Origin of the sequence: Marinomonas sargassi, from assembly GCF_025716875.1 — a bacterium.
Classification (GTDB): domain Bacteria; phylum Pseudomonadota; class Gammaproteobacteria; order Pseudomonadales; family Marinomonadaceae; genus Marinomonas; species Marinomonas sargassi.
This window is the reverse complement of sequence record NZ_JAOVZB010000002.1, coordinates 67517-92711: the sequence shown is the minus strand read 5'-3', so window position 1 is coordinate 92711 and position 25195 is coordinate 67517. Positions and strand designations below refer to the sequence as shown.

At 41.7% G+C, this 25195-nt stretch carries 23 protein-coding genes; 14 read left to right on the top strand and 9 right to left on the bottom strand.

All coding sequences use genetic code 11. The features are described 5' to 3' along the window. The first annotated feature begins 2 nt into the window (after positions 1-2). The 5 genes from OFY17_RS04900 (at position 3) to OFY17_RS04880 (ending at position 5589) form a co-directional block, all read left to right on the top strand. Positions 3-614 (top strand): acyl carrier protein phosphodiesterase, encoded by a 612-nt coding sequence (locus OFY17_RS04900; protein ID WP_263529603.1) that lies wholly within the window; start codon positions 3-5, stop codon positions 612-614. A gap of 242 nt (positions 615-856) precedes the next feature. Next, a complete protein-coding gene (ylqF, locus tag OFY17_RS04895; protein WP_263529602.1) occupies positions 857-1822 on the top strand; it encodes a ribosome biogenesis GTPase YlqF in 966 nt (321 codons plus the stop codon). A 22-nt stretch (positions 1823-1844) separates the two neighbouring features. After that, a complete protein-coding gene (locus OFY17_RS04890; RefSeq protein WP_263529601.1) occupies positions 1845-2225 on the top strand; it encodes a YacL family protein in 381 nt (126 codons plus the stop codon). Between the two features lie 70 nt (positions 2226-2295). Then, entirely contained in the window at positions 2296-2904 is a 609-nt protein-coding gene (locus tag OFY17_RS04885) for a hypothetical protein (RefSeq protein ID WP_263529600.1), read from the top strand. A 336-nt stretch (positions 2905-3240) separates the two neighbouring features. Next, positions 3241-5589: a fatty acid cis/trans isomerase gene (locus OFY17_RS04880; RefSeq protein ID WP_263529599.1), complete on the top strand. Its 2349-nt coding sequence runs from the start codon at positions 3241-3243 to the stop codon at positions 5587-5589. A gap of 134 nt (positions 5590-5723) precedes the next feature. On the opposite strand, the gene OFY17_RS04875 is transcribed toward OFY17_RS04880, so the two are convergent. Beyond that, a complete protein-coding gene (locus OFY17_RS04875) occupies positions 5724-6644 on the bottom strand; it encodes a lysophospholipid acyltransferase family protein (RefSeq protein ID WP_263529598.1) in 921 nt (306 codons plus the stop codon). Next, positions 6637-7347 carry a 3-deoxy-D-manno-octulosonic acid kinase gene (locus OFY17_RS04870; protein ID WP_263529597.1) on the bottom strand — a complete coding sequence of 237 codons (711 nt, stop codon included), beginning with the start codon at positions 7345-7347 and terminating at the stop codon, positions 6637-6639. The genes OFY17_RS04875 and OFY17_RS04870 overlap by 8 nt, the downstream gene beginning before the upstream one ends. Before the next feature lie 104 nt (positions 7348-7451). Between OFY17_RS04870 and OFY17_RS04865 the strand changes: the two genes are divergently transcribed. Beyond that, positions 7452-8465 carry a glycosyltransferase family 9 protein gene (locus tag OFY17_RS04865; protein ID WP_263529596.1) on the top strand — a complete coding sequence of 338 codons (1014 nt, stop codon included), beginning with the start codon at positions 7452-7454 and terminating at the stop codon, positions 8463-8465. Here the strand turns inward: OFY17_RS04865 and OFY17_RS04860 are convergent. Next, positions 8455-9411: a methylenetetrahydrofolate reductase gene (locus OFY17_RS04860; RefSeq protein WP_263529595.1), complete on the bottom strand. Its 957-nt coding sequence runs from the start codon at positions 9409-9411 to the stop codon at positions 8455-8457. The genes OFY17_RS04865 and OFY17_RS04860 overlap by 11 nt on opposite strands. A gap of 225 nt (positions 9412-9636) precedes the next feature. Between OFY17_RS04860 and OFY17_RS04855 the strand changes: the two genes are divergently transcribed. From OFY17_RS04855 to ppnP, 4 genes are all read left to right on the top strand, one after another. After that, positions 9637-10194 (top strand): DUF1285 domain-containing protein, encoded by a 558-nt coding sequence (locus tag OFY17_RS04855; RefSeq protein ID WP_263529594.1) that lies wholly within the window; start codon positions 9637-9639, stop codon positions 10192-10194. A 64-nt stretch (positions 10195-10258) separates the two neighbouring features. Then, positions 10259-11599: a DEAD/DEAH box helicase gene (locus tag OFY17_RS04850; protein WP_263529593.1), complete on the top strand. Its 1341-nt coding sequence runs from the start codon at positions 10259-10261 to the stop codon at positions 11597-11599. Between the two features lie 68 nt (positions 11600-11667). After that, on the top strand, positions 11668-12588 hold the full coding sequence (gcvA, locus tag OFY17_RS04845; protein WP_263529990.1) for a transcriptional regulator GcvA: 921 nt from the start codon (positions 11668-11670) through the stop codon (positions 12586-12588). A 16-nt stretch (positions 12589-12604) separates the two neighbouring features. After that, positions 12605-12895, top strand: a complete 291-nt coding sequence (gene ppnP, locus OFY17_RS04840) for a pyrimidine/purine nucleoside phosphorylase (RefSeq protein WP_263529592.1) — start codon at positions 12605-12607, stop codon at positions 12893-12895. A gap of 56 nt (positions 12896-12951) precedes the next feature. On the opposite strand, the gene OFY17_RS04835 is transcribed toward ppnP, so the two are convergent. Both OFY17_RS04835 and gloB read right to left on the bottom strand, forming a co-directional pair. Beyond that, entirely contained in the window at positions 12952-14604 is a 1653-nt protein-coding gene (locus OFY17_RS04835) for a LysM peptidoglycan-binding domain-containing protein (protein WP_263529591.1), read from the bottom strand. A gap of 54 nt (positions 14605-14658) precedes the next feature. Next, entirely contained in the window at positions 14659-15432 is a 774-nt protein-coding gene (gloB, locus tag OFY17_RS04830) for a hydroxyacylglutathione hydrolase (RefSeq protein WP_263529590.1), read from the bottom strand. Between the two features lie 90 nt (positions 15433-15522). Here gloB and OFY17_RS04825 point away from each other — a divergent pair, with 90 nt between their 5' ends. From OFY17_RS04825 to dnaQ, 3 genes are read left to right on the top strand one after another with little or no spacing between them, the layout of a single operon-like run. Beyond that, entirely contained in the window at positions 15523-16263 is a 741-nt protein-coding gene (locus OFY17_RS04825) for a class I SAM-dependent methyltransferase (protein WP_263529589.1), read from the top strand. Then, positions 16260-16703, top strand: coding sequence for a ribonuclease HI (gene rnhA, locus OFY17_RS04820; RefSeq protein ID WP_263529588.1), 444 nt, complete (start codon positions 16260-16262; stop codon positions 16701-16703). Before OFY17_RS04825 ends, rnhA begins: the two co-directional genes overlap by 4 nt. Beyond that, positions 16700-17413, top strand: a complete 714-nt coding sequence (gene dnaQ / locus OFY17_RS04815; protein WP_263529587.1) for a DNA polymerase III subunit epsilon — start codon at positions 16700-16702, stop codon at positions 17411-17413. The genes rnhA and dnaQ overlap by 4 nt, the downstream gene beginning before the upstream one ends. Positions 17414-17492: 79 nt before the next feature. On the opposite strand, the gene nhaB is transcribed toward dnaQ, so the two are convergent. Then, on the bottom strand, positions 17493-18995 hold the full coding sequence (nhaB, locus tag OFY17_RS04810) for a sodium/proton antiporter NhaB (RefSeq protein ID WP_263529586.1): 1503 nt from the start codon (positions 18993-18995) through the stop codon (positions 17493-17495). Between the two features lie 144 nt (positions 18996-19139). Here nhaB and sohB point away from each other — a divergent pair, with 144 nt between their 5' ends. Continuing rightward, complete coding sequence (gene sohB, locus OFY17_RS04805) at positions 19140-20183, top strand: protease SohB (protein ID WP_263529585.1); 1044 nt, start codon at positions 19140-19142, stop codon at positions 20181-20183. Between the two features lie 157 nt (positions 20184-20340). On the opposite strand, the gene OFY17_RS04800 is transcribed toward sohB, so the two are convergent. From OFY17_RS04800 to folX, 3 genes are read right to left on the bottom strand one after another with little or no spacing between them, the layout of a single operon-like run. Continuing rightward, entirely contained in the window at positions 20341-21093 is a 753-nt protein-coding gene (locus OFY17_RS04800; RefSeq protein WP_263529584.1) for a hypothetical protein, read from the bottom strand. After that, positions 21090-24503, bottom strand: coding sequence for a transcription-repair coupling factor (gene mfd / locus OFY17_RS04795; RefSeq protein ID WP_263529583.1), 3414 nt, complete (start codon positions 24501-24503; stop codon positions 21090-21092). Before mfd ends, OFY17_RS04800 begins: the two co-directional genes overlap by 4 nt. A 6-nt stretch (positions 24504-24509) precedes the next feature. Next, positions 24510-24878, bottom strand: coding sequence for a dihydroneopterin triphosphate 2'-epimerase (gene folX / locus OFY17_RS04790; protein ID WP_263529582.1), 369 nt, complete (start codon positions 24876-24878; stop codon positions 24510-24512). Positions 24879-25195 lie beyond the last annotated feature (317 nt).

Genomic DNA, 25195 nt, shown 5'->3' with positions numbered 1-25195 from the left:
AAATGAATTATTTAGCGCACTTACATATTGCTCAGCTAACTAACACATCCCCTGCGGGTAACTTACTGGGCGACTTTTCTGTTGATGTGAACAGCCTAGATTCAGACTTGTATATAGGCTGGCAACTGCACCAACAAGTGGATGTGATGGTTGACAAGCATCCTGCGAGTTTAGCCTTTAGAGCATTACCACGTAGTGGTAGACGTCGCTTTGCTGGCATCATTCAAGATATTTTAATGGACTATTGGCTGGTGCAAAATTGGCAGAAATTTGGCTCCCTTTCTTTGACTGACTTTTGCGAGCAAGTGGTAATCGATTTATCGAGAGATAAGGGCCGTTGTCCAGTACGTTTGGCGAATATGATCACCTCACTAGAACATCATAATTGGCTGGCAGGATTAGGTACTTATAGTGGGGTGGAAAAAGCGATATTTTCTATTATGAAACGTTGGCGGTATGGTCATTATCTACAAGATTTTGTTGATGAACTACCTGAAGTGATTTTGCAAGCAGAGCAGCCTTTCTTATCTCTATATCCTGATTTACTTTCTTATGTAAAAGAGTTGCAGGATAAAAAAGCCGAGGCGAATGCACCTCGGCAAACAGGTCTATGATTAAGCCGATCGAGCAATGATCGAATAATAGAAGTTTACGGCAGGTTCCATATTCTTGTTTGTTCGACAATATTCAGTATAGGTACTTTCTTTGTTTTTCGTCTAACTTTCATTCTCTTAGATGGGGCTCTCTCCATGGAAGCTATGTCTTCAGTTGTTAGGGAAGAGGATTTTTCCTACTCTTTATAGAAGTTGTGGTAGAATCCGCCACCGAAAAAATACTAGGTATAAAGGGGGATTAGGTGAGCGTTCAGTGGTATCCGGGGCACATGAACAAGGCACGTCGAGAAATCGAAGATGTCATGACACAGGTCGATGTGGTTATTGAGGTATTAGATTCTCGCATTCCTGACTCTAGTCAAAACCCAATGTTAAGCACATTAAGGGGTGACGTTCCTGTCCTCCGTTTATTAAACAAAAAAGACTTAGCAGATAAAGACCGCTTGGATTTATGGCTCAAGCATTGGGCGGGTAATGAAGGTATATTAGCCCATCCTTTTTCGACATTAGACAAGGCCGATGTCAGTAAAATAAGCCATTGGGTAAAGCAGATGGTGCCACATAGAGGCAGTGCGGAAAAGCCAATACGTGCCATGATCGCAGGTATTCCAAATGTTGGTAAGTCTAGTCTGATGAACGCTCTACTTGGGCGACGAATAGCGAAAGTGGGCGATGAGCCTGCTGTCACCAAATCGCAGCAAAAACTGAAAGTCACAGAAGGCTTTCAGATTCTTGATACCCCCGGAATTCTATGGCCAAAAATCGAAAACCCAGATGCCAGCTACCGTTTAGCCGTAACCGGAGCGGTACGTGATACTGCGATTGATTATGAAGATGTGGCTCTAGTTGGCTTAGCCTTTTTTATCAGTGATTATTGGGATGCATTAGCTACCCGCTACAAGCTAAAAGAAAAAGTTTCAGATGCCTATGAACTGTTAAAAATCATTGGCTCAAAAAGAGGTGCTTTGCGCGCTGGTGGCAAGATAGATATGCACAAAGCTGCTGAGGTATTTTTGAATGATGTTAGGGGCGGAATTATTGGCCCTTATATCATGGAAACGCCAGAGATGATCGCCCGTGAAGAGCTTCTGGTAGAAGAAGCCAAGGCGAAAAAAGAAGCCGCTAAACAAGCCCGATTGGCTGCCGCTATGCCTCAACGTCAACAAGCGAGTCAGCGTGCTTACCAAGATAAGAAACATGACAAATAGTTAACAAGGGGAGGAAAAGGTTATGGACTATGAAATAGCCTTTGATCAGGAAGAAAGTAGTTACAAAGTACAAACAGATTATCAATTTTCAGCGATTGCTGAATGGGTATCTGTGTATTTGAAAGATGTAGAGACAGTACAAAAAGTGTTAGTCGCTGCCCGATTAGCCGAAGCGGATAAAGAAGTGACAGAGTTCAATCATGGCCCCTTTAAAGTGATCTTTAGCGAAGAGGGTACTTTGGTTTCAAGACAAGTGGATATGCAATCTGCAGAAGAAGAAATTAAAGCCATGTTTGATTCACAAGATAGTTTTTATCGCGCATCGACGGATGGTATTCAAGCAGAATGCGGTTTAGAAGACCTTATTAAAATGGTCGAAAGCTGGTATGAGGTGCTGCAATAGTTGTTCCTTGCGCTGGCTAGGTTTACACTAGCCGAAGTTTATTTTTTTATGTTTTTTTAAGGGATCCGATATGCTCATCGAATTAGAGAAAGCCCGCACGCGAAATAATGTTGTTCGTATATTTCGTGAAGAACTGGATGGACCAGATAATTGGACTGATGGTTTTGTTGTGGATGCCAATGAAGAAATGGTTCTGCTTCAATTGGTAGATGAAAGTGTTCGATTGAATGGCTATCAAATCCTGTTTTTAGAAGATATTAGTGATTTTGTTCACCCAGCCCCTTTCAATGATTTTCAAAAGAAAGTGTTAGAGCTTCGTGAAGAAGAAGTTGTTGATCCAGAAGTCGATCTCGACGACTTGGCAGTATTGTTGACTGATATAAGTGAAGAGTTTGGCCTAGTAACACTGCATCGTGAAGAAGTAGAACCAGACAGCTGTGAGATAGGCCGTATAATACGAGCAGATGCTGTCACTTACGAGCTAGAAGAAATTGGCTCTGATGCGCGCTGGTTTGATGAAACCTTTGATTATGATTTATATGACATCACTCGTATTGAGTTTGGTGGTTCCTATGAAGAAGCTTTGCTACTTGCTAATGATGATATGGGCGAAGAAGCTTACGAGTTATCGGAAGATTACCCTGACGATGATATGCTTGTTGACGAGGAAGATAAGTAGCTAGCGTCTCATTGGCTTCAATGATTTACATGAATTATTTAATGGAGTGTGACTTCATAGGTGTGAAGTCACTTGTAAATTATTGATTATAATAGAGTGTTTTCTGTACCTGCCCTAACAGTGCACTAACATTTTTTGTTAAGTAATTTAACCTTGAGTGAACCATTTACATTCAGCTCGCTGGAGAGTAATTCGTTGGATGTACCCCAGATGAGCTTCCTTGCTTTTCCTTTTCTTAATTAGCTATCTTGAATCTACTTAAACCGGCTGAATACAACTCAATTGTAAGTGGGTTTTAGTTTACCTATTTTTTGAAGTGACCAAAGGAAATACTTTATGTCTCGGTGGTTAACTCTTCTTTGCTTTTTTATGCTGGTATCTGGTTGTACTGCATACGCGACACATCAATTTGACAACCTTTTTGGTGTCGAAAACCCTTCGAATCGTTTTAGTAACGTTAGTGAAGAAAATGAAGCCTTTTACAATGAGCAAGTTAAACCAATTCTAGAGACTCGCTGCGTGTCCTGTCATGCTTGTTACGATGCACCTTGCCAGCTTAAGTTAACGACATCTGCAGGCATTGAACGAGGTGGCTCAAAAGATCTGGTGTATGATGGAACTCGTTTATTAGCAGCGACACCGACACGGTTGTTTATTGATGCCCAAAATACTCAAGAGTGGCGAAAGAAAGGGTTTCACCCTGTTTTGAATGAGCGTGGACAATCACCATCTGCGAACTTACAAGGTAGCTTACTTTATCGTTCAATAGCCTTACGCAAAAAACAAGGTGAGTTCACACAACCTATTTTATCTGATGATTATGATTTTTCGTTAGCGCGTGAGCAACAGTGTTCAAGCATCGAAGCGTATTCTCAGTTTGAAAAAGATTACCCAAACTGGGGAATGCCGTATGGACTGCCAGCATTAACTAATAATGAATATGGTATTTTGACTCGCTGGTTGGCTAAGGGAGGAAAAATGCCAGCCGCAAAAGCACTGCCATTATCATTGCAGAGACAAGTCGAGTTATGGGAGTCTCGGCTCAATGGTGATGACTTAAAAAGTCAGCTGATCTCACGCTACATCTATGAACATTTGTATTTGTATCGCTTGTATATTGATGATGGTGAAGATTACCGCTTTCAATTAGTACGATCTAAAACACCGACGGGAGAACCTGTTGACCGCATCGCAACACGTCGACCTTATGACCATCCTGGTGTTGACAAGGTGTACTATCGCCTTGTAGTTGATCATGAAACCAAAGTACAAAAAAACCATATTCCTATGCAGCTAGATGAGGCTCGTTATACTCGCTGGATATCTTATTTTTATGGTGAAGATTATCAAGTAACAAAAGATCCTGGCTATTCCAGAGAAGTGGCGACCAACCCCTTTAAGGTTTTTCGCGAGATTCCTTCGCATGCGCGTTATCGCTTCTTATTAGATCATGCTCAAAATACCATTATGGCATTTATTAAAGGGCCTGTGTGCCGAGGTCAAGTGGCGGTAAATGTCATTAATGAACAGTTTTGGGTCTACTTTCTTGAACCTGAGCTTGGGCAGAATAAAACATCAGCTGACTATCTTGAAGATCAAGTACAAGGGCTTGATCTTCCTGCTGTTGGTACCAGCAATACATTGCCTTTGGCTTCATGGGTGATCTTTTCTGAGCAACAAAAATCTTACCTTTCTGCAAAAGCAGATTTAATTGAAAGTGATGTCGCCAAAAAAATCCCATTGGATTTAAATATTTTGTGGGATGGTGACGGTAATAATCAAAATGCAGTACTGACTATTTTTCGGCATTTTGATAATGCTTCCGTTGTCAGAGGAATGGTTGGACAACACCCTAAAACTTCATGGATTATTGATTATCCTTTATTGGAGCGCATTCACTATCTATTAGTTGCTGGGTTTGATGTATACGGCAATATAGGTCATCAGTTGGTAACACGCTTATATATGGATTTTTTACGCATGGAAGGGGAAATGAACTTCTTAATGCTGTTGCCCAAAAAGGATAGAGAAGAAATACGTAAGTATTGGTATCGAGACGTGAGTCAGACTATCAAAAATTATATTTTCAGTGATTACATAAAAATGGACCGAGATACTCAAATCCAATATCAAACTAACGACCGTCAAGCTGAACTCTATGAAAAACTGCGTCAAAACCTGGCCAACGTGCTCGATTACAGTTATGACCTAGAGCAAAGCGACTTATCTTCGGCACATATAAAAGCTCTTCATAAACTTCAGACAGTTCAGGGCGGTGGATTAGCTTTCTTGCCTGATGTCGCCACTATTTTAATTACCAAGCAAGGTGATCCTGCAGAAGTGCTAAGCCTGATTCATAACAAAGCCCATTCGAATATTTCTAGCTTATTGGGTGAGGCCTCGACTCGATTACCTGCAGAAGATAGCGTTACGATTGTAAAAGGTGTATTGGGAGATTACCCGAATGTCTTGATGCAGGTTGAAGAGAGCGAATTGATAAATTGGGTCGATCAAGTTTCTAGATTAAAATCTCGGAAGGACTATACAGTACTTTTGGATGATTTTGGTGTCCGACGAACACACCCAAATTTCTGGCTTATTAGCGATGCTATAGCCAATCTAAACTCAATAGACAGGCCAAGAGAAAGTGGTATTTTGGACTATAATCGTTTGGAAAACCGTTAGTTTAGCAATACGATTAATATCACTTTCTTGATGGTGTAGTGCTATGAGGAGCTGCTAATAAACAATAAAAACCCATTTAATAGATATTCTATTTAATGGGTTTTGCTCAGCCCCGTACCGTATATAGAAGCTTCTTAATATGGAGAAGGATCAGCTTTATTTACTTGTGTTTTAAAGCGGCGGTGCCCCCAAAAATATTGCTCTCGTTTTTTCTCAATGGCCGTTTCCATTAATGAGTTCATTCGTGTCGCGTTTTCTACATCGTCTTTTGTAGGGAAGTCTATTACTTCAGAAAAGCTTAAGTGGTAACCTGTTTGAGTTCTACCGTAATCGTAAAGTACAACGGGCGCATTGGTCATTTTTGAAATGCGGGCTATGTGTGCGATGGTCGCGCACTCGCGTCCGTAGAAAGGTGCAAAAACAGAGTCTGATCGGCCATAATCTTGGTCAACCGCATACCAAACCGCTTTGTTTTGTTTCAGAGACTTTAGCACTTCTCGCATGCTTCTTCGTTCAATTGTTTTGCTGAAGAGGGCTTTGCGTTGCCTTTCCATTACCCAGTTTAAAACAGGGTTTCTTTGTAATTTGTAAATTGGGTGAACATCTAGGATGCGAGGGACTTGGCTTCCACAGATGTCTAAAGGAGAAAAGTGGCCGCTAATAAGAATGCAGCCTCGGCCTCTCTCTAGCACATCTTTGATAACTTCCTCACCTTCAAAAGTGATCTTTGAAGCAAAGCGGTTTTTGTTCTGAAACCATGAGGCAAAGGTTTCTAGTAGACCTTGTCCTTGGCTTTCAAAGTGTTCTTTAGTGAGCTTGATTCTTTCTGCTTTCGTCATGTCTGGATAGCAAATTTTGAAGTTCACATCGCATATATGGCGGCGTCGTGAAGCAACCAAATATAAGACTTTACCTAGTACTTTACCTACACCTTGAAGGGCGGACCAAGGTAGAAAACTTAATAAGTACGCAATGCCCATTCCAATCCATGTTGGCCAGTGTTTAGGGCCAATAAATTCTTTAATGCTCTTATTCAGTGTGCTTTGCTTAGCCATTGTATCCCTCCAGAAAAGACAGCCACATCTCTTCTGATACGTTAAAAGTATTGTGTAAATTGGACTCTTTATCTAATGAGCGCTTTAAACGATCTATGTTGGCTTGTTTCCAATACGCATCGCCTGTTTTTTGTTGGCATTTATCAAAATCGATAAGCCAAATTTTGGCGTCTTTATCTATCATGATGTTGTGACAATTTAAGTCCGAGTGGTAAATATCGCAATCATGAAAGCGCCTAATGATTTTACCAATATCATGCCAAGGAAGGTGTGAGCTTTCTTTGCTTTTTATTAATGTAAACAAATCTTCCGCGTTGGGGATGGTTTCGATTAATAATGAGGCTTGGTAAAAACCATATTTAATAGAATATAGGCCACCAACCGGTTTGGGGACAGGGAGGTCTAATTCACGCATTTTTTCTAATAGCTCAAGCTCTTGCCACGGGCGAGTGGTTTGTTGAGTTGTAAATAAAAATGAGGACTTATTAAACTTGGAGATTAACCCTCCGCGACGATAACGGCGGATGACAAATTGGCCGTATTGGCTATCTACAAACCATACCGCGCCTCGGCCATTGCCTGTGCCTGCTAATGCTTGTTGAGAATGCCAAAAATCAGGGTCAAACCAAGCTTCTGTAATAGGTTGTGCTAAGTCACTTTTTAACAAAAAGGTCTTTGGCGACAATGGAGTGGCTTGTGGCATAGGGCTCGCTTCAATTCAATTTTTCTTATGGCCATAAATATGGACACATTCAAGGGTGACTATTCTATAATACTTGCTGAATTTTAGCAGCACTAGAGATCTATATGTCGCAACAGAGTATTCAGCATTTGGCTGTCGTTCGTTTGTCTGCTTTAGGGGATGTTTGTCATGCCATGGCTGTCGTACAAGCCGTGATGAAAAAGCACCCTAATATGCAGGTTACATGGATAACTTCCCCCTTAGAGGCGAATTTAGTTCGCTTATTAGAGGGCATTAATGTAGTGGAGTATGATAAAAAAAGCGGCTACTCAGGTTTGTTTGCTTTGCGTAGACAATTAAAGTCATTTCACTTTGATGTGCTACTGCATATGCAATGGTCTTTACGAGCAAGTATGGTATCTCGCATGATTAAAGCAAAACGACGTATTGGTTTTGCTTTATCCCACTCCCGCGAAAAACAACATTGGTTTGTTAACGAGCAGGCGCCTGAGCCTAAAGGGCAACATGTCCTCGACTCGTTTTTGTCTTTAGCAAATGTACTTGGGGTGGATAAGCCTAATTTACCCTGTGATCTTGTGTTACCTAAGGCTGATTTAGACTTGCCAAGCTCATATGTTGTTCTTAATCCTTCTGCTTCCAATTCAGAGCGTAACTGGACGCTAGAGGGCTATCATGCTGTGCTTGATAAGCTTTTAGATAAAGGAATCTGCCCAGTGATTACTGGCGGCCCTTCTGACGAAGAAAAGTCGTTTGCGCTTGAGGTGATTGGAGAGCGACAAGGTCAGATTATTAATCTTGTTGGTAAAACCAAGTTAGATGTCATGTTGTCTGTTTTGAAAGGGGCAGTGCTAGTCATTAGCCCTGATACTGGTCCTGCCCATATGGCGACTTTGGTTGGAGCGCCTGTTTTGGGGCTATATGCTCACTCAAATCCGGAAAGAACTGGCCCTTATCAGGATTTAGATAAGGTAGTGAGCGTTTATCAAGAGCTTGTAGAACAAGAGTATGAAAAGCCGCTCTCTGAGTTGAAATGGTCTACACGTGTGCATGACCCGAAGGCCATGCAGCATATTCGTGTCGAAGAAGTGCTTTCTAAGTTAGAACAAGTTATTGGATAGCTTGTTCTGCTAATTTAAGATCCAGTGTTGCCCTAAGTAGCTTGTATAACTGAATAGAAGCGTCTATTTCTTCTTTACGGTTAGTTAGGCTTTCAATGTTAAGGCCAAGCGGCACACCAAGCGGCAATGCGGTTTCGATAATCTGTTCGAGTGCGTTACGGCAGATTTTGATTGATTCTGCTAATGGCGCTTCTGAATCTAGAATTCTGTGCTTAGTGGCGTCCGGTACAGATATACCTAACCATTCCATGAACTCTAAGGTTTTGGCACTACCGCAAGGTGTAAAAGTAAGAATGATACGCTTCGGCGTCTGCTCTTGTTCTTTACACGCTCTAGCGTATTGGCTGATAAGGTCTGCTGTAGCCTGAGGGTTATAGACAGCCTGCGATATAAAGAATTCACAGCCCGCTTCTGTTTTCTTCATCAAGCGCTGATGTTCATCCCCTTTCTTAGCGTGGCGTTCTGCTATGGTCACTCCCCCAAGATTAAAAGGGTGGGCAGATGCTTCTAGTGTCTTATAAGCTTGTGGCAGAGGGAGCTTAATATCGCCGTCAGAGGAGGGGGCGCCAACCAGAACCAAATCACGAATATTGTAATCTTGCCAAGCTTCAGAAAGCCAATTTGAAAACTCTTCAGAGCTACGGGAAGAAACAGACTTATAGGTAATGACAGGTTTGCCAGATGCTTGGCTTAAGCGTTTTGACCATGCTCTAGGGTCATGGGTTTCCATAAAAGGGAATGGACGTGGCTTGTCAATTCGGCTAGTTTCATCTTGAATGTCGTAAACAATGAGCCCATCTACTTCAATATGTTCAAGGCGTTCAAGCAGTTTCTGGCTTACTTCTTCTAATTTAGGTTCTTCAAATGTCGACTTTGGTGGTGTTGTGCCGATGAAATACACCCCTCGACTAGGGTCTTGAAATTTTTTACTCAACTCGGATGTCATAATTCTGTGCTCTGAAAGAATATGGCTTTAAATGCCTTGGTATAAATTATCATGCGGCCTCATTAGAATATTGATGGAAGCTCGCCTGATTAGATTTGAACTATTCTAACAGTGAATTTAATTCAAGGCTTTGCTTTAAAGTTGAATAATATTGTAGGTGATGTGAAGTAAGTTAATATGTTACTAATGAAAATTTGGTTTCATATCTAACTGGGGGCTTAAGGTGTGACGACGATAGAATTAAAAGGGCTTAAAAGGTTTGACCAAAACGACTTGCCGCCTGTGCATCTATGGGCTCCGGAATTTTGTGGCGATATGGATTTGATTGTTAAGTCTAACGGTGATTGGGTTCATGAAGGTGGAAAAATTTCTCGGCCTGCTATGGTGCGTATGTTTAGTCGCATTCTTTGGTTTGAAAATGGCGACTATTTTTTAGTAACGCCCGTAGAAAAAGTTCGAATTCAGGTGGAAGATGCGCCATTTCTTGTGACTGAGTGGCGCTGGCTAGAAACAGATAAAGGTCAAACTCTTGAGTTACAAACACTGACGCAAGATATTCTTCAAATAGGCATAAATAGTGATCTTTGGTTAGAGCCTTTTAAAAATGAAGGGAAAAGTGAAGAGCGGCCGTATGTTTCTATGCGCTATGGAATGAAAGCATTAATAAGCCGAAATGTATTTTATGCGTTAATGAATGAGCTGCAGCCAGTGGAAAATGAGCTTGGTAAAGGAGTAGGTATCATAAGTGCGGGTAAATCGTATTTATTGATGAAAGATGAGTGACGCTATTTGCAAAGGCTGAGGTATAATAAGTCATTGATTTATTATTATGTGAAAGAGGTGTTTTTTGTTATTCGAAGAATTTGGTTTTGATAATCGTATTTTAAACTCCATTGGCCATTTAGGGTTTGAACATGCCACTGAAATTCAGGCGCGTGCGATACCTGAAGCGATGGCTGGGCGAGATTTATTGGCATCATCAAAAACGGGTTCGGGTAAAACACTTGCATACCTTTTGCCTGCATTGCACAGGGTTTACAAGAAGAAAGCGTTATCAAGACGTGATCCTCGTGTGGTGGTATTAGTGCCTACACGTGAGCTAGCTAAGCAAGTATTTGGTCAACTTAGGCTTTTACTAGCAGGAAGTCGTTTTACGTCTGTGTTAATTCAAGGTGGTGAAAACTTCAATGATCAACACAAACAGCTGCAAAAAGATCCTCACTTTATTGTTGCCACACCAGGTCGCCTTGTAGACCATTTAAAGCAGCGAAACTTTTACCTAGAAGGGTTGGAGTTGTTGATTCTTGATGAAGCTGACCGCATGTTAGACCTTGGCTTTGCAGAAGCCATGCGAGCGATTAACTCATCTGCAAACCATAGACAACGACAAACGCTATTCTTTTCGGCTACATTAGATAATACAGATGTGAGCGATATCGCAGCAGAGCTATTAAAAGAGCCATCACGAGTGGCGATTGGACAAGGTTTTGATGAGCATAAAGATATCTCTCAACACATTTTGTTGTGTGATCACTTAGACCATAAAGAGGCGTTGCTTAAACACTTATTAACTAACCAAACCATGAAGCAAGCCATTGTTTTTACCGCGACAAAAAGTGATACGGTTCGTTTAGCTGAGGTGGTTAACTCTTGGGGCTTTAGTACCCAGTCACTTAATGGGGATTTATCGCAAAGTGCCCGTAACAAAACGATGGAAAGCTTCGCTAAAGGCCAATTTAATGTATTGGTCAGTACGGATATCGCTTCCCGTGGTTTGGATATTGCTAGTGTCTCCCATGTGTTTAACTTTGACCTTCCTAAGCAAGCGGAAGAATTTGTACACAGAACAGGCCGTACAGGTCGAGCTGGTTTTAAAGGCGAGGCCTATTCATTAGTAGGCCCTAAAGATTGGCCTAGTTTTAAGGCCATAGAAGCGTTCCTAAAAAAAAGCTTTGATACAGAAGTGATAGAAGGTTTAGAACCCAAATTTAAAGGGTTAAAACCCGTGAAAGATACGCCGAGTAAAGGCAAGAAAGCGGATAAAAAAGAAAAACCTAAAACCTCTAAAAAGGTTCATAAGAAGTCACCAGCTAAAGCGGCTTTCCATGAGAACCAACAAGATGGCTTTGAGGCCTTTAAATTACCGCCTAAGCGTTTCGCACCGAAAAATCGTATTGATGATGAATAAAAGTAACGTTTTATGGTTTTTTATCATCTGACAGGTAAGTTGTATTCATTTTAGAGTGATTCTTATCTATAGGAGATAGGCTTATTAATCGTTTACCCCCTCTCAACTCATTAAAGTGTTTTGAGTCAGCAGCTCGTCATGGCAGCTTTAATAAAGCGGCTGAAGAGTTGTTTGTGACCCCTTCTGCCATTAGTCACCAAATTAAAGGCTTAGAAGCCTTTTTGGGGTTAGAGCTATTTCGACGCACTAAGCGAAAAGTAGTTCTAACAGAGGCTGGTGAGTCTTATATCAAGCCAATTAAAAGCATATTTGAACAACTAGATAACGCTACTTCTGAGCTGAAAAGTAAACAGAAAGCTGGTTCGTTGAAGTTGGCGGTTGCCCCCGCATTTTTGACGCGGTGGTTGATGCCAAGAATGCAGAGTTTCCAAACTCGCTACCCAGATATTCAAATCGAAATTAGCTCACTAACTGGCCTAGTAGATTTCTCTGCAAACGATATTGATATGGCTGTGTATTTTGGTGAAGGTAAGTGGGATGGTGTCGAAGCACATTATTTGCGTCCAGCAAGGCTAGCACCAGTGTGTCACCCAGATTTAATAAAAGATAACCAACCTATTAATAGTCCAGAAGATATGCGTTTTTATCCACTTTTACACGTCACTAAGCGTAAAGATGAGTGGCATGACTGGCTAAAACAGCATGAGTTAGACCCAACGTTATTTAGGCGAGGCCTCATGTTCTCGAGTGGCTCATTAACGGCAGGTGCCGCGTCACAGGGCTTAGGTATTGCATTGTCAGATCCAGAATTGGTAATGCCAGAGATAGAATCGGGCTCTCTAAAGGTGCTTTTTGACCAGCACCTTATAACGAATCGATCGTTTTATTTAGTTTATGAAAAACGCCGTTCTGTAACGTCCGCTATGATGGCCTTTAAAGAATGGATAATTGAAGAAATGGTGGGCAATAAACCCGCCTCTAAGATGTAAAAGTGAGAGACAGAGTATGAGTACAGAGTTAACAGTAAACAGCTATTTTGATAATCAAGTAAAGTCGATAGGCTTAACTAACTCGCAAGGTGTATCTACTGTTGGAGTAATGGCTGTAGGTGAGTATGAGTTCGGTACTAGTCAGAAAGAATATATGACAGTGGTATCAGGTTGCTTGGAAATTTTGTTACCTGAGCAAACAGAGTGGCAGCGCTTTGAAAACGGCGAAACTTTCATTGTTGAAGCGAATAAGAGTTTCCAAGTGAAAGTAGCAGAAACAACAGCATACTTATGTCGTTATGAGTAAATATCACTCATAAAAACTATAAAAAAAGGGCTGATAATAATCAGCCCTTTTTTGTTTTATCCCCCAACCACATTAACCAATAATGTGACCTTATCTCCTGGTTGAACATACTTTTTACTTCCAACCTTGGGGTTCCATTTTTTAATATCGCTGACTGATACTTTAAACTTCTGCGCTACGACGCTAAGTGACTCGCCCGAGCGGATGGTATATACCACTCTTTTCATAACGCTTCGGCTTAAATTACTGGACGTTGAACTTTGGTTATTTTGAGATGCTTTCAACCAGACCACAAGCTTTTTGCCCGGTATGAGGGGGTCGCCCAAGCCCATATTATTCCAGCGGGCAAGGGTTTTACTGTTGGTGTTGTATTTTTTTGAAATAGACCAGAGGCTGTCACCTGAAACTACGGTGTGATTGATTTTTACACGGTTGTTGCTTGGCGCTCGTGACTGCTTTGCAAGTAAACGCTGATGAGAGCTTAGTGTGTAGCTTTCAATCTTGTTACCCGCCACAGGAATCATTAGCTCTTGTCCGACACGTATAAAAGAAGATGAGATCTTATTGACGCTCTGTAATACCTTAGTGGTGGTGTTGTGTTGCTTAGCAATCAACAACAGATTATCACCTGCTTTAACGGTATAACGCACCCAAGTGACGCGATCTTGTGGTGGGATTTGAGCCAGCTGAGTTCTAAAGTTTTGTGCTTTATCAACAGGGATCAGCAGTCTATGGGGGCCATCAGGGGAAGTGGCCCATTGGTTGAAACCTGGGTTAAGTAAATAGATTTCATCTATGCTAATGTCTGCCATCTCTGCAGCTTGTGCAAGATCTAGCTGACCGCCGATGTTAACGACTTCAAAATAAGGCTCATCGACAATTGGATAAGTAGAGTAGTTGTATTTCTCTGGGTTTTTAATCACCTTGGCGATAGCGATCAGTTTTGGCACGTAATCACGTGTTTCTTTGGGTAAATCAAGAGACCAAAAATCGGTTGGTTTACCTGCTTTTTTATTCTTTCTAATAGCTCTGGATACAGTACCTTCACCTGAGTTGTATGAAGCGAGAGCGTGGAACCAGTTGCCATCAAACATCTTATGAAGACGAGTTAAATAGGCAATAGCCGCCTGTGTTGAACCTATGATGTCTCGGCGCCCGTCATACCACCAAGTCTGGTGTAAACCATAGATATGGCCTGTTGAAGGAATGAATTGCCAAGGGCCAGATGCTCGACCGTGGCTATAACCAAAAGGGTCAAAGCCACTTTCAACAATGGGAAGTAATGCGATCTCGGTGGGCAAGCCAGCTTTTTCTAATTCATCTACTATGTAGTATAAGTAGCGAGATCCGCGTTTAGATACTCTATCTAAGTAAGATGGGTGAGACTGCATCCAGCGAAGCTGAGAGGAAAGTTGAGGGCGGTCAATATCTAGGTCTAATTGGTAGCCATCTCTAATTCTGTCCCACAGGTCTTTAGGCTCTTCTGGTTCTTCGATTACTACAGAAGGTTCAGGAAGCTTTTCCAAAATAAGCGGTTGTTGAACCTCTTCATCGATAATGCTCAATTCTTCAGTTGGTGTTTCTGAAGGAGAGTCTGCGATAGGCTCCTCAAGGTCTGTCGCCGTAACATCTGAAGTCTCGTTAGAGACTGTTTGGCAGGCACTTAAAAGGGCAGAGAGGATGCAAATCCAGAGAAGCTTATAAAACATGAATGTCACTATCTTGATTAAAAGCTAGCCATTTTAAAGATGTGGTCTAATAGGTCAACTAAAAGTATCTTTAGCCCGTCGTACTTGAGCGAAAGAGTCGATAGGATTTACCGCAGGAGGCTCGTTAAGTTGTTGTGCTGCATTACTTTTTAACTCAATGTTATGAGTTCGTAAAAAAGGGTTGGTTTTCTTTTCTAAAGCTAGGTTCGAAGGTAAGGTGGCTTTATTACGATTACGTAGCTGTTGGCAGGAGGTATTGCTTTCAATTAAATCTGGGTTGTTAGGTTCTAACGACAAAGCAAATCGGTAGTTGGCTAGTGTGTATTCGTGGGTGCCATAAACTAAAGTGTTATCAGGTAGCGCGGCAATTTTGTTCATAGCAAGTAGCATTTGTTCCGCAGTGCCTTCCATCAGGCGTCCACATCCCCCTCTAAATAAGGTGTCGCCGCAAAATAAGATAGGCGTAGTTTGTTTACTGAAAAAACACAGGTGATCAAGAGTATGCCCTGGTGTTTCAAATACCTCATAGATTTCTGAGAAAATGGTAACTTCACTGCCTTCTTTGACGGGGTGAGTTACTAAATGGCTGAGATGCTTTGGGCCGTAAACAGGACACTTCGCAGCTTCTCTTAATACCGCTATACCGCCAGTATGGTCCTTGTGATGGTGGGTGATTAAAATACCAACGAGTGTTTTTGCGTGTGTATCACAATGCTCCTCAACCACGGCCGCTGAACCCGGATCAATGGCCCAAATTTCTGAGCTATCTTTATCTTCAATAATCCAGATATAATTGTCTTGAAAAGCGCGAAGCGGATATATAATCATGTGCCGTCTACTGTTTGGTTGGTGGTTTGAATATTACAGGCTTTAATAAGAATAAAAAATCATTGTATGTACAGTGTAGAGATGGATTTTATGCCGGATGATCAAACAAGACAATTTTTTCAAACTTGGTATGAGACTGACCTAGGTAAGCAACTGTTGGCCGGAGAGCGAAATAAAATTGAATCTAAGCTCGATGCAACGGTAGGCTATTACCTAATTACTCAATCCCCTCTTAAAGTTCTGCCTATTGATAATCACAGATTGCGAAAAAGCTTCCAAGTTGCTCCTGTCCTAGAGTTAGGGGCTTCTTGCTCTACTATTGTGGCCAAGGCTAATGAGTTGCCTTTTGATAGTGATGGTATTGATGTGCATATTTTGCATCATACTTTAGATATTTCAGAAACGCCTCATGATGACCTAAGGGAAGTGGCTAGAACCTTGTTGCCAAGTGGCAAGCTTATCATTGTTGGCTTTAACCCCTTCGGTTTATGGGGCTTTTTCCGCTTGTTTGCCAATAAAAATAAAGCCCCTTGGTGTGCGCGATTTATTGCTCCGCACCGTCTAGAAGACTGGTTGAAAGTGGCTGGGTTAACTTTGGAAAGTAAAAGTTTTATTCATTATGAATTGCCTTTGCAAAGTGGTACGTGGCGATCCCGCTTCAAGTGGATAGATAAAATATTACGGCCCTTAAAGCTACCCTTTAGTGGCGTATATATATTAACAGCGACTAAACAGGTTAAACGTTATACTCCGATGAAACCTGTATGGACCCGACCTCGGGTCCGAGTTTCCCCTTTAACAAAGCCAACAATAAAAGAGATGAGAGATTGAAAGAAGTAATAATTTATACCGATGGAGCTTGTAAAGGGAACCCTGGCATCGGCGGCTGGGGAGCTTGGCTGACATTTGGTGAGCATGAAAAGCGCCTTTGTGGTGGTGAGCAAGATACGACCAATAATAGAATGGAATTGATGGGGGCTATTGAAGGCCTAAAAGCCTTAAAAGAAAAATGCGTTGTCACCCTCTACACAGATTCATCTTATGTCCAAAAAGGCATTACAGAATGGCTAGCGGGCTGGAAGCGAAAAGGCTGGAAAACAGCGTCTAAACAGCCTGTTAAGAATAAAGACTTATGGCAAATGTTGGATGAAGAATGCCAACGACATGAAGTGACTTGGAAATGGGTGAAGGGGCATGCTGGAATCGAAGGCAACGAAATCGCCGATGAGCTTGCCAATCAAGGCATTGAAGAGTTGAGAGCAGCATCATGAGACAGGTTATATTAGATACAGAAACAACAGGAATTGACCCTAAACAGGGTCACCGCATTATCGAAATCGGTTGTGTGGAAATGATAGAAAGGAAGCTAACTAAACGACACTTTCACGTCTACATTAACCCTGATCGTGAAGTAGAAGAGGAAGCTTTCAAAGTACACGGAATTAGTAATGAATTTCTTGCTGACAAACCACGTTTCCATGAAATTGCCCAAGAGTTCTTTGATTTCATTAAAGGGGCTGAGTTGATTATCCATAATGCGCCATTCGATGTGGGTTTTATGGATCATGAGTTTGGTTTGGTTGGCGGGTTCCCAAAAACTGCGGAAGTGTGCGGTATTTTTGATAGCCTTGTGTATGCCCGCAAAAAGCATCCCGGTCAGAAAAATAATCTAGATATACTGTGTAAACGATACGGCATAGACAATTCACACCGAGAACTTCACGGCGCCTTGCTTGACTCGGAAATTTTGGCTGATGTGTATTTGCTGATGACAGGTGGTCAAACGAGTTTGGGTTTGGCGACAGGCTCTGAGTCAGAATCAAAACAAGAAGGTGATGTTGGAGGGATACGACGTTTAGCAAGTGACCGTCCAGCACTAAAAATCATTCGAGCGAATGACAGTGAGCTGCAAGCCCATGAAGAACGTTTAGATTTAATTGATAAAAAATCAGGACAGGCACTTTGGCGTATTAAGCATTAACCTTATAAATAGACATAAAAAAAGCCCGTTTCTAAACGGGCTTTTTTTATGTCTAAGGGCGAGTGCTCATATAGTTAATTTATAAGAAAAGGTGAACGCACAAGCCACCCACTAAACTCAGTACTATGGTGTATGGCAAAGCCATCCAAACCATTTTTCCGTAGGATAATCTTAGTAGAGGAGCGATCGCAGACGTGAGTAGGAATAAGAACGCTGCTTGACCGTTTGGAGTGGCGACACTGGGTAGGTTAGTGCCAGTGTTAATGGCAACTGCCAGTTTGTCGAAGTGCTCTCGCGTAATCGTCCCTGCTTCTAATGCCGATTTGATTTCACTGATATAAATGGTTGCAACAAAGACATTGTCACTAATCGCAGAGAGTATGCCGTTGGCCACAAAAAACATTAGAGGCTGAGAGTGGATAGGCATATTTAATACGAAATCAATAATTGGCTGAAATAAATGCTGATCATGGATAACAGAGACAATGGTAAAGAACACAACCAATAACGCGGTAAAAGGTAGTGCTTCTTCAAAAGCATGGCCGATCTGGTGCTCTTCGACTATGCCATTGAAAGAGGTAAGTAAGATGATCACCATAAGACCAACAAGACCCACTTCTGCCACATGAAACGCGAGAGAAAGAATAAGCAATAAGGCGACAATACCTTGAATAACCAGCTGTGCTTTATGTTTTGGGGTGCTTTTCTGGGACTCTTCTTCTTCAAAATTCTTTAAAATATTGCGAACATTTTCAGGTAGCTTAGCACCATAATCGAAGCACTTGGTTTTTTCTAAAAAGACAACTGTGACCAAGCCACAAGCAATGACAGGTAAAGAAATAGGGGCGACCTGTAGAAAGAATTCAAGGAAATCCCAGCCTGCCACTTTAGCGATTAATAGATTCTGTGGCTCGCCTACCATGGTGGATACCCCGCCTAAGGCGGTGCCAATTGCGCCATGCATGAGTAAGCTACGTAAGAATGAACGGAATTGTAATAAATCATCGTAGTTAACGGGCAGGACATGTTCATCATTAATAGGATTGTGTTTGCTGTTTTGTGGCTGACCTGAAGCGACTTTATGGTAAACAGAATAAAAACCAACGCTGACGCTAATTAAAACGGCGGTCACAGTTAAAGCATCCAAAAACGCGGATAAAATAGCAGCACTAAAGCTAAATACCAAAGAGATGATGATCTTCGAGTGAATTTTTACTAATAACTTATTGAAGATGAAAAGCAGCATGCTTTGCATGAAGTATATGCCGGCCACCATAAACATGAGTAGCAAGATAACGTCAAAGTTTGCTACCACTTCATGGTGCACACCTTGTGGGGTGGTGAGGTTTAACAGTATGGCCTCAATAGCAATTAATCCACCGGGTTGTAGCGGATAGCATTTTAATGCCATCGCTAGTGTGAATATGAATTCAATAATTAATAGCCAACCAGCAACAAAAGGGCCTAACGTGGAAGCTACGATAGGGTTGATGATCAAGAAAGCGATAATAGCTTGCTTGTACCATAAGGGGGTATTTCCTAGAAAGTTTTTCCCTAGTGCTTGAGGTATTGAGGTTGTCATCAAGGTTTCCTTTAAAGCATGCCAACTGGGGCAAATATGTTAAAACTCGGCGATGATAAGGGATAAAGAAATGAGTATCTATTGTGATTTATATAAATACCCCCATAAAGTCAAAAACGTATGTTTAATTAGGGGAATAGTATCTTGGAATTTTTAACTGACTACGCCGGCTTCATGTTAAAGCTCATTAGTATCGGAGTATTTATTGTTGTTGTGATGGCACTGGTTGCTAGCGGAAAGCGCAAAGACAAACCAGGCAGCTTATCTATAATAAAATTGAATGAAAACTATGACGCAATGAAGGCGGACTTAGAAAGTCAATTGTTAGATAAGAAAGACCTTAAGAATAAAGAAAAGGAAAAGAAGAAACAAGAAAAGCTTGATAAGAAAGCTCAAAAGAAAAAGTCAGGAAAAGACACAGAGGAAAAGATCAAAAAACGCCTCTATGTTCTAGATTTCGATGGTGATATCAAGGCCTCAGCAGTGGATTCTATGAGAGAAGAAATCACGGCTATTTTGAGTATCGCTCAGCCCCATGATGAGGTTGTAGTCCGCCTAGAAAGTGGCGGCGGCATGGTGCATGGTTACGGTCTAGCCGCTTCTCAACTACAACGTGTTAGAGAAGCCAATATTCCGCTTACAATTTGTGTTGATAAAGTGGCAGCAAGTGGTGGTTATATGATGGCCTGTGTTGCCGACAAAATCATTGCTGCGCCTTTTGCGATTTTAGGTTCCATAGGTGTTGTCGCTCAAGTGCCGAATGTACATCGATTGCTAGACAAAAGCTTGATTGATGTGGAGTTGCATACAGCAGGTAAGTACAAGCGTACATTGACCATGTTGGGTAAAAATACCGATGAAGGTCGCGAGAAATTCAAGCAAGATTTAGAAGATACCCATGGTTTATTTAAACGTTTTGTGTCTGGTCAGAGGCCCCAGCTAGATATTGAAAGCATTGCCACGGGTGATACTTGGTACGGTAGTGAGGCATTAGATAACAAGCTGGTGGATGCTGTGATGACCAGTGATGCTTACCTAGTGTCTAATCTTGCTGATAAAGATGTGGTTCAGGTGGCTTATAAGCAGCCGAAGAAAATGGCCGAGCGTTTAGGTTTGTCGGTATTGTCCGCATTTGAGCATAAGGCGTTGGCTTGGATGAGTAAGTTGACTCAAAGCCGAGGTTTTTAGTCGATGGGCTAAAGAGGCTTTTATAGAGCTCTTTTTTGTATAACTTATTTCAAATAAGTGCTTTCAAGAAGAAGGCGATCTAGAAATAGATCGCCTTTTTTATGGTCACCGTTATGGGACTGAAATACCTGGTGACTTAAAAGTCATTGAAAAGGGTTTAGTTTAATAACTCGTTCGTGCTTTGAAGGTTATTGTAATTTAAACCTTCCCCTGTTTCTGGCGGGTTTGATTGAGATGTTAATGTCGCCATGGCTTCTTCTAACTCGATTGGCTCAAAGTAAAGCAGTGTGCCAATGGTTGGGTGGTCTAAGTAATTAAGTTTTTTACTGGCGGTTTTGTTGCTTTGGTTGAGTGTTAATACCAGTGCGGGTTCAAACGCCTTAAGTTCAGCGGGTTCTTGATCGTCGATGAGTACTTCAGGAATCGGCTGAGTAAAACTATCAAATAAGTAATGCTGATACGAAATGTCGGACTCTAGATAGCGGCCAAGTTTTATGGCTATTTTTCCTGTCAGTTCTGGGTAGCCGTCTTTAATTTGTTCACTGTGAAACTCTTTGTAAATTTTGTCGCCTGCATGTTTGAAAATGAGCGTCCACTTCTGGCTTACCAGTATCGGTATGCGTTTACCTATCTGTGTTTTCAAACCTTCTTCAAATGCGCTTAGAGTTTGCTCTATATTTTCACTCTCTAAGGTTTCTTGCTCTGTATTTTCTATAATTCGTGTCAGGCCATCTAGTGACAGCACATTTTCGTATTCAATAAACTCTGTCGTCTGATTGTCAGGCCATAGGAATGTCAGTAAGTAGCCCTCGTAAGCTCTTGCTGTATCTGGGTTGATTTCTTCTGTATTTGCCAATGAGCGGGTACTGAAGAGGCTTAGTGTTAGTAAGATAAAAGCTAAATACTTCAATGTAATAGTCCTAACGTTTTGGTTGTGTGTTGGAAGCGCTGTTCTGCACTTTCCATAACAGCTGAAAATTTCAAAGTGTCTGATCCTACTAGTTTATAGGTATCCGGCTTCGTTTGGATGAGTTTTATTAGTTTCATCGGGTCAACAGGCGTTTTGCTATTAAAGAATATTTTACCTTCTTTTGCATTAGCTTCTATTTTGTTTATGCCAAGGCTTTCGGCCTTAAGTTTCAGCTCGGTTTGTCGGAAGAGGTTTTTGGTTGCATCAGGCAATAAACCAAAACGATCTATCATTTCAACTTGTAGATCTTTCAATTCGTCTTTTGTCTTGGCGCTGGCAATACGTTTATAAAGTATTAAACGCGAGTGGACATCCCCTAAGTACTCATCTGGAATGAGAGCTGGTACGCGCAGATTGATATCGGTTTGCGATGGTGAAGAAATATCCACATCAGGCGACTCACCATTCTTTAAAGAGGCGACTGCGCGGTCGAGCATTTCCATAAATAGAGAGAAGCCAACATGTTCAATGTGACCACTTTGGCCATCACCCAATAGTTCACCTGTACCACGAATTTCTAAATCGTGTGTTGCTAGAGTGAAGCCCGCGCCTAAAGTATCGGCGAGGCTAATGGCTTCAAGTCGTTTCTCAGCGTCACCTGTAATTTTTCTGTCACTAGGCGTTAGCAAATAAGCATAGGCTTGGTGGTGGGACCGACCAACACGTCCTCTTAGTTGATGAAGCTGTGCTAAACCAAACTTATCAGACCTTTCAATGATGATGGTATTAGCGTTAGGGATGTCTATCCCTGTTTCAATAATGGTAGAGCAGACTAAGACATTGGCGCGTTTGTGGTAAAAGTCCGACATCACTTGCTCTAGCTCTCTTTCCCGCATTTGACCATGACCGACAATCACGCGTGCTTCTGGAATGAGCTCTTCTAGTTCTTGTGCGGTTTTCTCTATGGTCTGCACTTCATTGTGAAGATAGTAAACCTGACCGCCACGGTGTAATTCTCTTAAGATGGCTTCTTTAATTTGGTGCTCATCCTTTTGTTTTACAAAAGTCTTCACGGATAAACGTTTTGCGGGCGGTGTGGCGATGATGGATAGGTCACGAATCCCAGACAAGGACATATTTAAGGTTCTTGGAATAGGGGTCGCGGTCAGAGTTAGAATATCTACTTCAGCGCGTAATGATTTGAATTGCTCTTTTTGTTTGACGCCAAATCTATGTTCTTCATCAATGATAACAAGGCCTAAGTTGGCAAATTTAATGTCGCTTTGAATAAGTTTATGAGTACCAACGACAATGTCGGCTTTCCCTGACTCGAGGCGATCAATAGCTTGATTGGTCTGTTTGCCTGAGCGGAATCGAGAGAGTAGCTCTACCTCTACAGGCCAGTCGGCAAAGCGGTCGCAGAAGTTTTCATAGTGCTGCTGGGCAAGTAGGGTGGTTGGAACCAAAACAGCGACTTGCTTTCCATCTTGTACGGCAAGGAATGCTGCACGCATGGCAACTTCTGTTTTACCGAAGCCCACATCGCCACAGACTAATCTGTCCATCGGCTTTTTCGATGACATGTCTTTCATGACGGCATCAATGGCCATTTGCTGGTCTGGTGTTTCTTCAAAAGGGAAGCCTGCTGAAAAGATCTCGTATTGATCATCAGGTTTGGCGAAAGCGTAGCCAACTTTTGCTTCACGTTTGGCGTAGATTTCGAGGAGCTCGGCAGCTGTGTCGCGGGCTTTCTCTGCGGCTTTTTGTTTAGCAACACTCCATTTTTCTGAGCCCAGCTTATGCAATGGTGCGGTATCTTCATCTGCGCCAGTGTATCTTGATATCAGCTGTAAAGAAGATACAGGCACATAGAGCTTAGCGTCATTGGCGTAGCCTAAAGTTAGTAGCTCAGTCTCTTGTCCGTCTATCTGTAAATTAGTTAGGCCCAAATAACGACCTACACCATGATCTATATGCACAACAGGGGCATTTAAACGCAATTCTGTTAGATTGCGAATAATGGCGTCTTCATTGATGTTATTTTGCTTATTGCGCCTGCGGTGTTGGGAGACTCGTTCACCTAATATTTCATTCTCGGCAATGAGTGTGATGTCATTGTTAATAATGAAACCACGGCCAATGTTGCCTTCAGTGATCGCAATCGAGTGGTTTGAAGAGGTGAAGGCTTGCCAGTTTTCTACATAGGTTGGCGCTATTTGGTGCTTTTTCAGAAGCTCCAGTAAAGCTTCTCTGCGCCCTGCAGATTCCGCAACGATCAGCACTCTTGTGTCGGTTTGAGTGATAAAACTTTGTAACCGATTAAGTGGTTTTTCTGCTTTTGAATCGATTTTTAAGTTATTGAGTGCTCGATAATTAGGATGCGTTTCTTGACTTGAGAACACTACGTTGGTGAAGTGGTTTAGCTGCTGGAAAAAGTCGCTTTCTCTTAAGCATATTTCTTCTGGCTTTAATATTGGTTGTTCAATGTTGTAGCTAAGAGATTCGTAGCGGGTGTTGAAGTCTAACTGTACGCTGGCAACCTGCTCGTTGAGAGTATTGGTGCGAACAACAAAGGTGTCCTCAGATAAATAATCAAATAAGCTAGCCGTTTGCTCGAAAAATAATGGCAGGTAATACTCTATACCTGCTGGGATAATACCACTGGTAATATCTTGATATATAGGGCTATTTAATGGGGCTGTCTCGAAGCGCTCCCGAAAGGCTTGGCGAAACTGCTGGATGCCTTGAGTAGTGGTTGGGAACTCTTTTGCTGGCAGCATTTTGATTTCGCTTACCTTGCTAATACTTCTTTGTGTTTCAGGGTCAAACCATCTAATAGTGTCTATTTCATTATCAAACCAGTCTATTCGAATGGGGTTGTCCGCACCCATAGGAAAAACGTCCATGAGTGCCCCACGAATAGTATATTCACCATGGGCGTTTACACTATCCACATGCAGGTAGCCTGCGCTTACCAATTTTGTTGATAACTTCTCCAGCGGAAGGTTTTGGCCTTCTTTTAAATGGAAGCGTTGGGCATCAAGGTGTTGTTGTGGGCATAGTCGCGTTAAGCAGGAGGCAACCGTTGTTAAGATAATCGGAGCTTGTCGCTCAGTAATCTCTGCCAATGTTTCAAGACGTTGAGAAATAATATCTTGGTGAGGTGAAAAAGCATCGTAGGGGAGTGTCTCCCAGTCTCCAAACCTCAGTATGTCTTTTTGGTGTTGATTAAGAAACTGTAGCTCATCCTCGAGTTCATTTAACTCGGCGACTGTATTGGCGATAAAAAGAATAGGGTTTTGGTGTTGCTCGGAAATGGCTAAAAGTTGTAGTGCTTTAAGGCTCCCATCTAGACCGTCGATTTGATTTTTATAGCCGGGCTTTGATGTGATGGATACAGTATTTGACATCTTGTTTTAATGGTCTCTTGTTGCTGATAGCGTAAGCGATACTGAGTCAGCAAAGCGAAGCGCATGAGGCTTGGCCACCTCTACTTTGGCTGTTGTTACTGTTTCTTGTTTCATGCACAACTCAAGTAAATCAGCAGTTAACTTTTCTAATAGTAAAAAACGGTTGTCTTCCGTGAAGGTGATCATTTCTTTGCATATGGTTCGATAGTTGACGGCGTATTCTACGTCATCTGTATTGGAAGCACTGGATGCGGAATAATTGATCCAAGCGTTGATCACGACATCTTGTTTGTTTTTTTTCTCGGATTCATTGAAACCAATGTAGGTTCTCAGACGTAAGTTCTTAATATGTATTTGAGCTTCTGAAATGATCATAATGGCAGCTTCACTTATGGACTCATTAATGAGTTGGATATTGTGCGTTTTTCCATCTTTGATGGCAACTTTAAAAAGTAATCTTGTGAAGACTTATACGGTGGCTCTAAATAATTGGATTCGCTTATTTTTATAGGCTGTGCTTTATTTAAACTTGCTTTGCTGTCTATAAATCAAACAGGTGGAAGATGTGTTTGTGTAAAATATCAACAGATAGACAGCAGTTTGTATTTAATGTGTAAGTTTTGAGGGCAAAAAGGTGCCACTGCCAGCTAGTCAAGGCTGGTAATCAGCTTTATAATAATTCGGTTTTTTGG

Bases quoted from the DNA above. Each gene is read 5' to 3' on its own strand.
- OFY17_RS04900 (WP_263529603.1), top strand. From the start codon at position 3: ATGAATTATTTAGCGCACTTACATATTGCTCAGCTAACTAACACATCC.
- OFY17_RS04890 (WP_263529601.1), top strand. From the start codon at position 1,845: ATGGACTATGAAATAGCCTTTGATCAGGAAGAAAGTAGTTACAAAGTA.
- OFY17_RS04885 (WP_263529600.1), top strand. From the start codon at position 2,296: ATGCTCATCGAATTAGAGAAAGCCCGCACGCGAAATAATGTTGTTCGT.
- OFY17_RS04880 (WP_263529599.1), top strand. From the start codon at position 3,241: ATGTCTCGGTGGTTAACTCTTCTTTGCTTTTTTATGCTGGTATCTGGT.
- OFY17_RS04875 (WP_263529598.1), bottom strand. From the start codon at position 6,644: ATGGCTAAGCAAAGCACACTGAATAAGAGCATTAAAGAATTTATTGGC.
- OFY17_RS04870 (WP_263529597.1), bottom strand. From the start codon at position 7,347: ATGCCACAAGCCACTCCATTGTCGCCAAAGACCTTTTTGTTAAAAAGT.
- OFY17_RS04865 (WP_263529596.1), top strand. From the start codon at position 7,452: ATGTCGCAACAGAGTATTCAGCATTTGGCTGTCGTTCGTTTGTCTGCT.
- OFY17_RS04860 (WP_263529595.1), bottom strand. From the start codon at position 9,411: ATGACATCCGAGTTGAGTAAAAAATTTCAAGACCCTAGTCGAGGGGTG.
- ppnP (WP_263529592.1), top strand. From the start codon at position 12,605: ATGAGTACAGAGTTAACAGTAAACAGCTATTTTGATAATCAAGTAAAG.
- OFY17_RS04835 (WP_263529591.1), bottom strand. From the start codon at position 14,604: ATGTTTTATAAGCTTCTCTGGATTTGCATCCTCTCTGCCCTTTTAAGT.
- gloB (WP_263529590.1), bottom strand. From the start codon at position 15,432: ATGATTATATATCCGCTTCGCGCTTTTCAAGACAATTATATCTGGATT.
- OFY17_RS04825 (WP_263529589.1), top strand. From the start codon at position 15,523: ATGCCGGATGATCAAACAAGACAATTTTTTCAAACTTGGTATGAGACT.
- dnaQ (WP_263529587.1), top strand. From the start codon at position 16,700: ATGAGACAGGTTATATTAGATACAGAAACAACAGGAATTGACCCTAAA.
- nhaB (WP_263529586.1), bottom strand. From the start codon at position 18,995: ATGACAACCTCAATACCTCAAGCACTAGGGAAAAACTTTCTAGGAAAT.
- mfd (WP_263529583.1), bottom strand. From the start codon at position 24,503: ATGTCAAATACTGTATCCATCACATCAAAGCCCGGCTATAAAAATCAA.
- folX (WP_263529582.1), bottom strand. From the start codon at position 24,878: ATGATCATTTCAGAAGCTCAAATACATATTAAGAACTTACGTCTGAGA.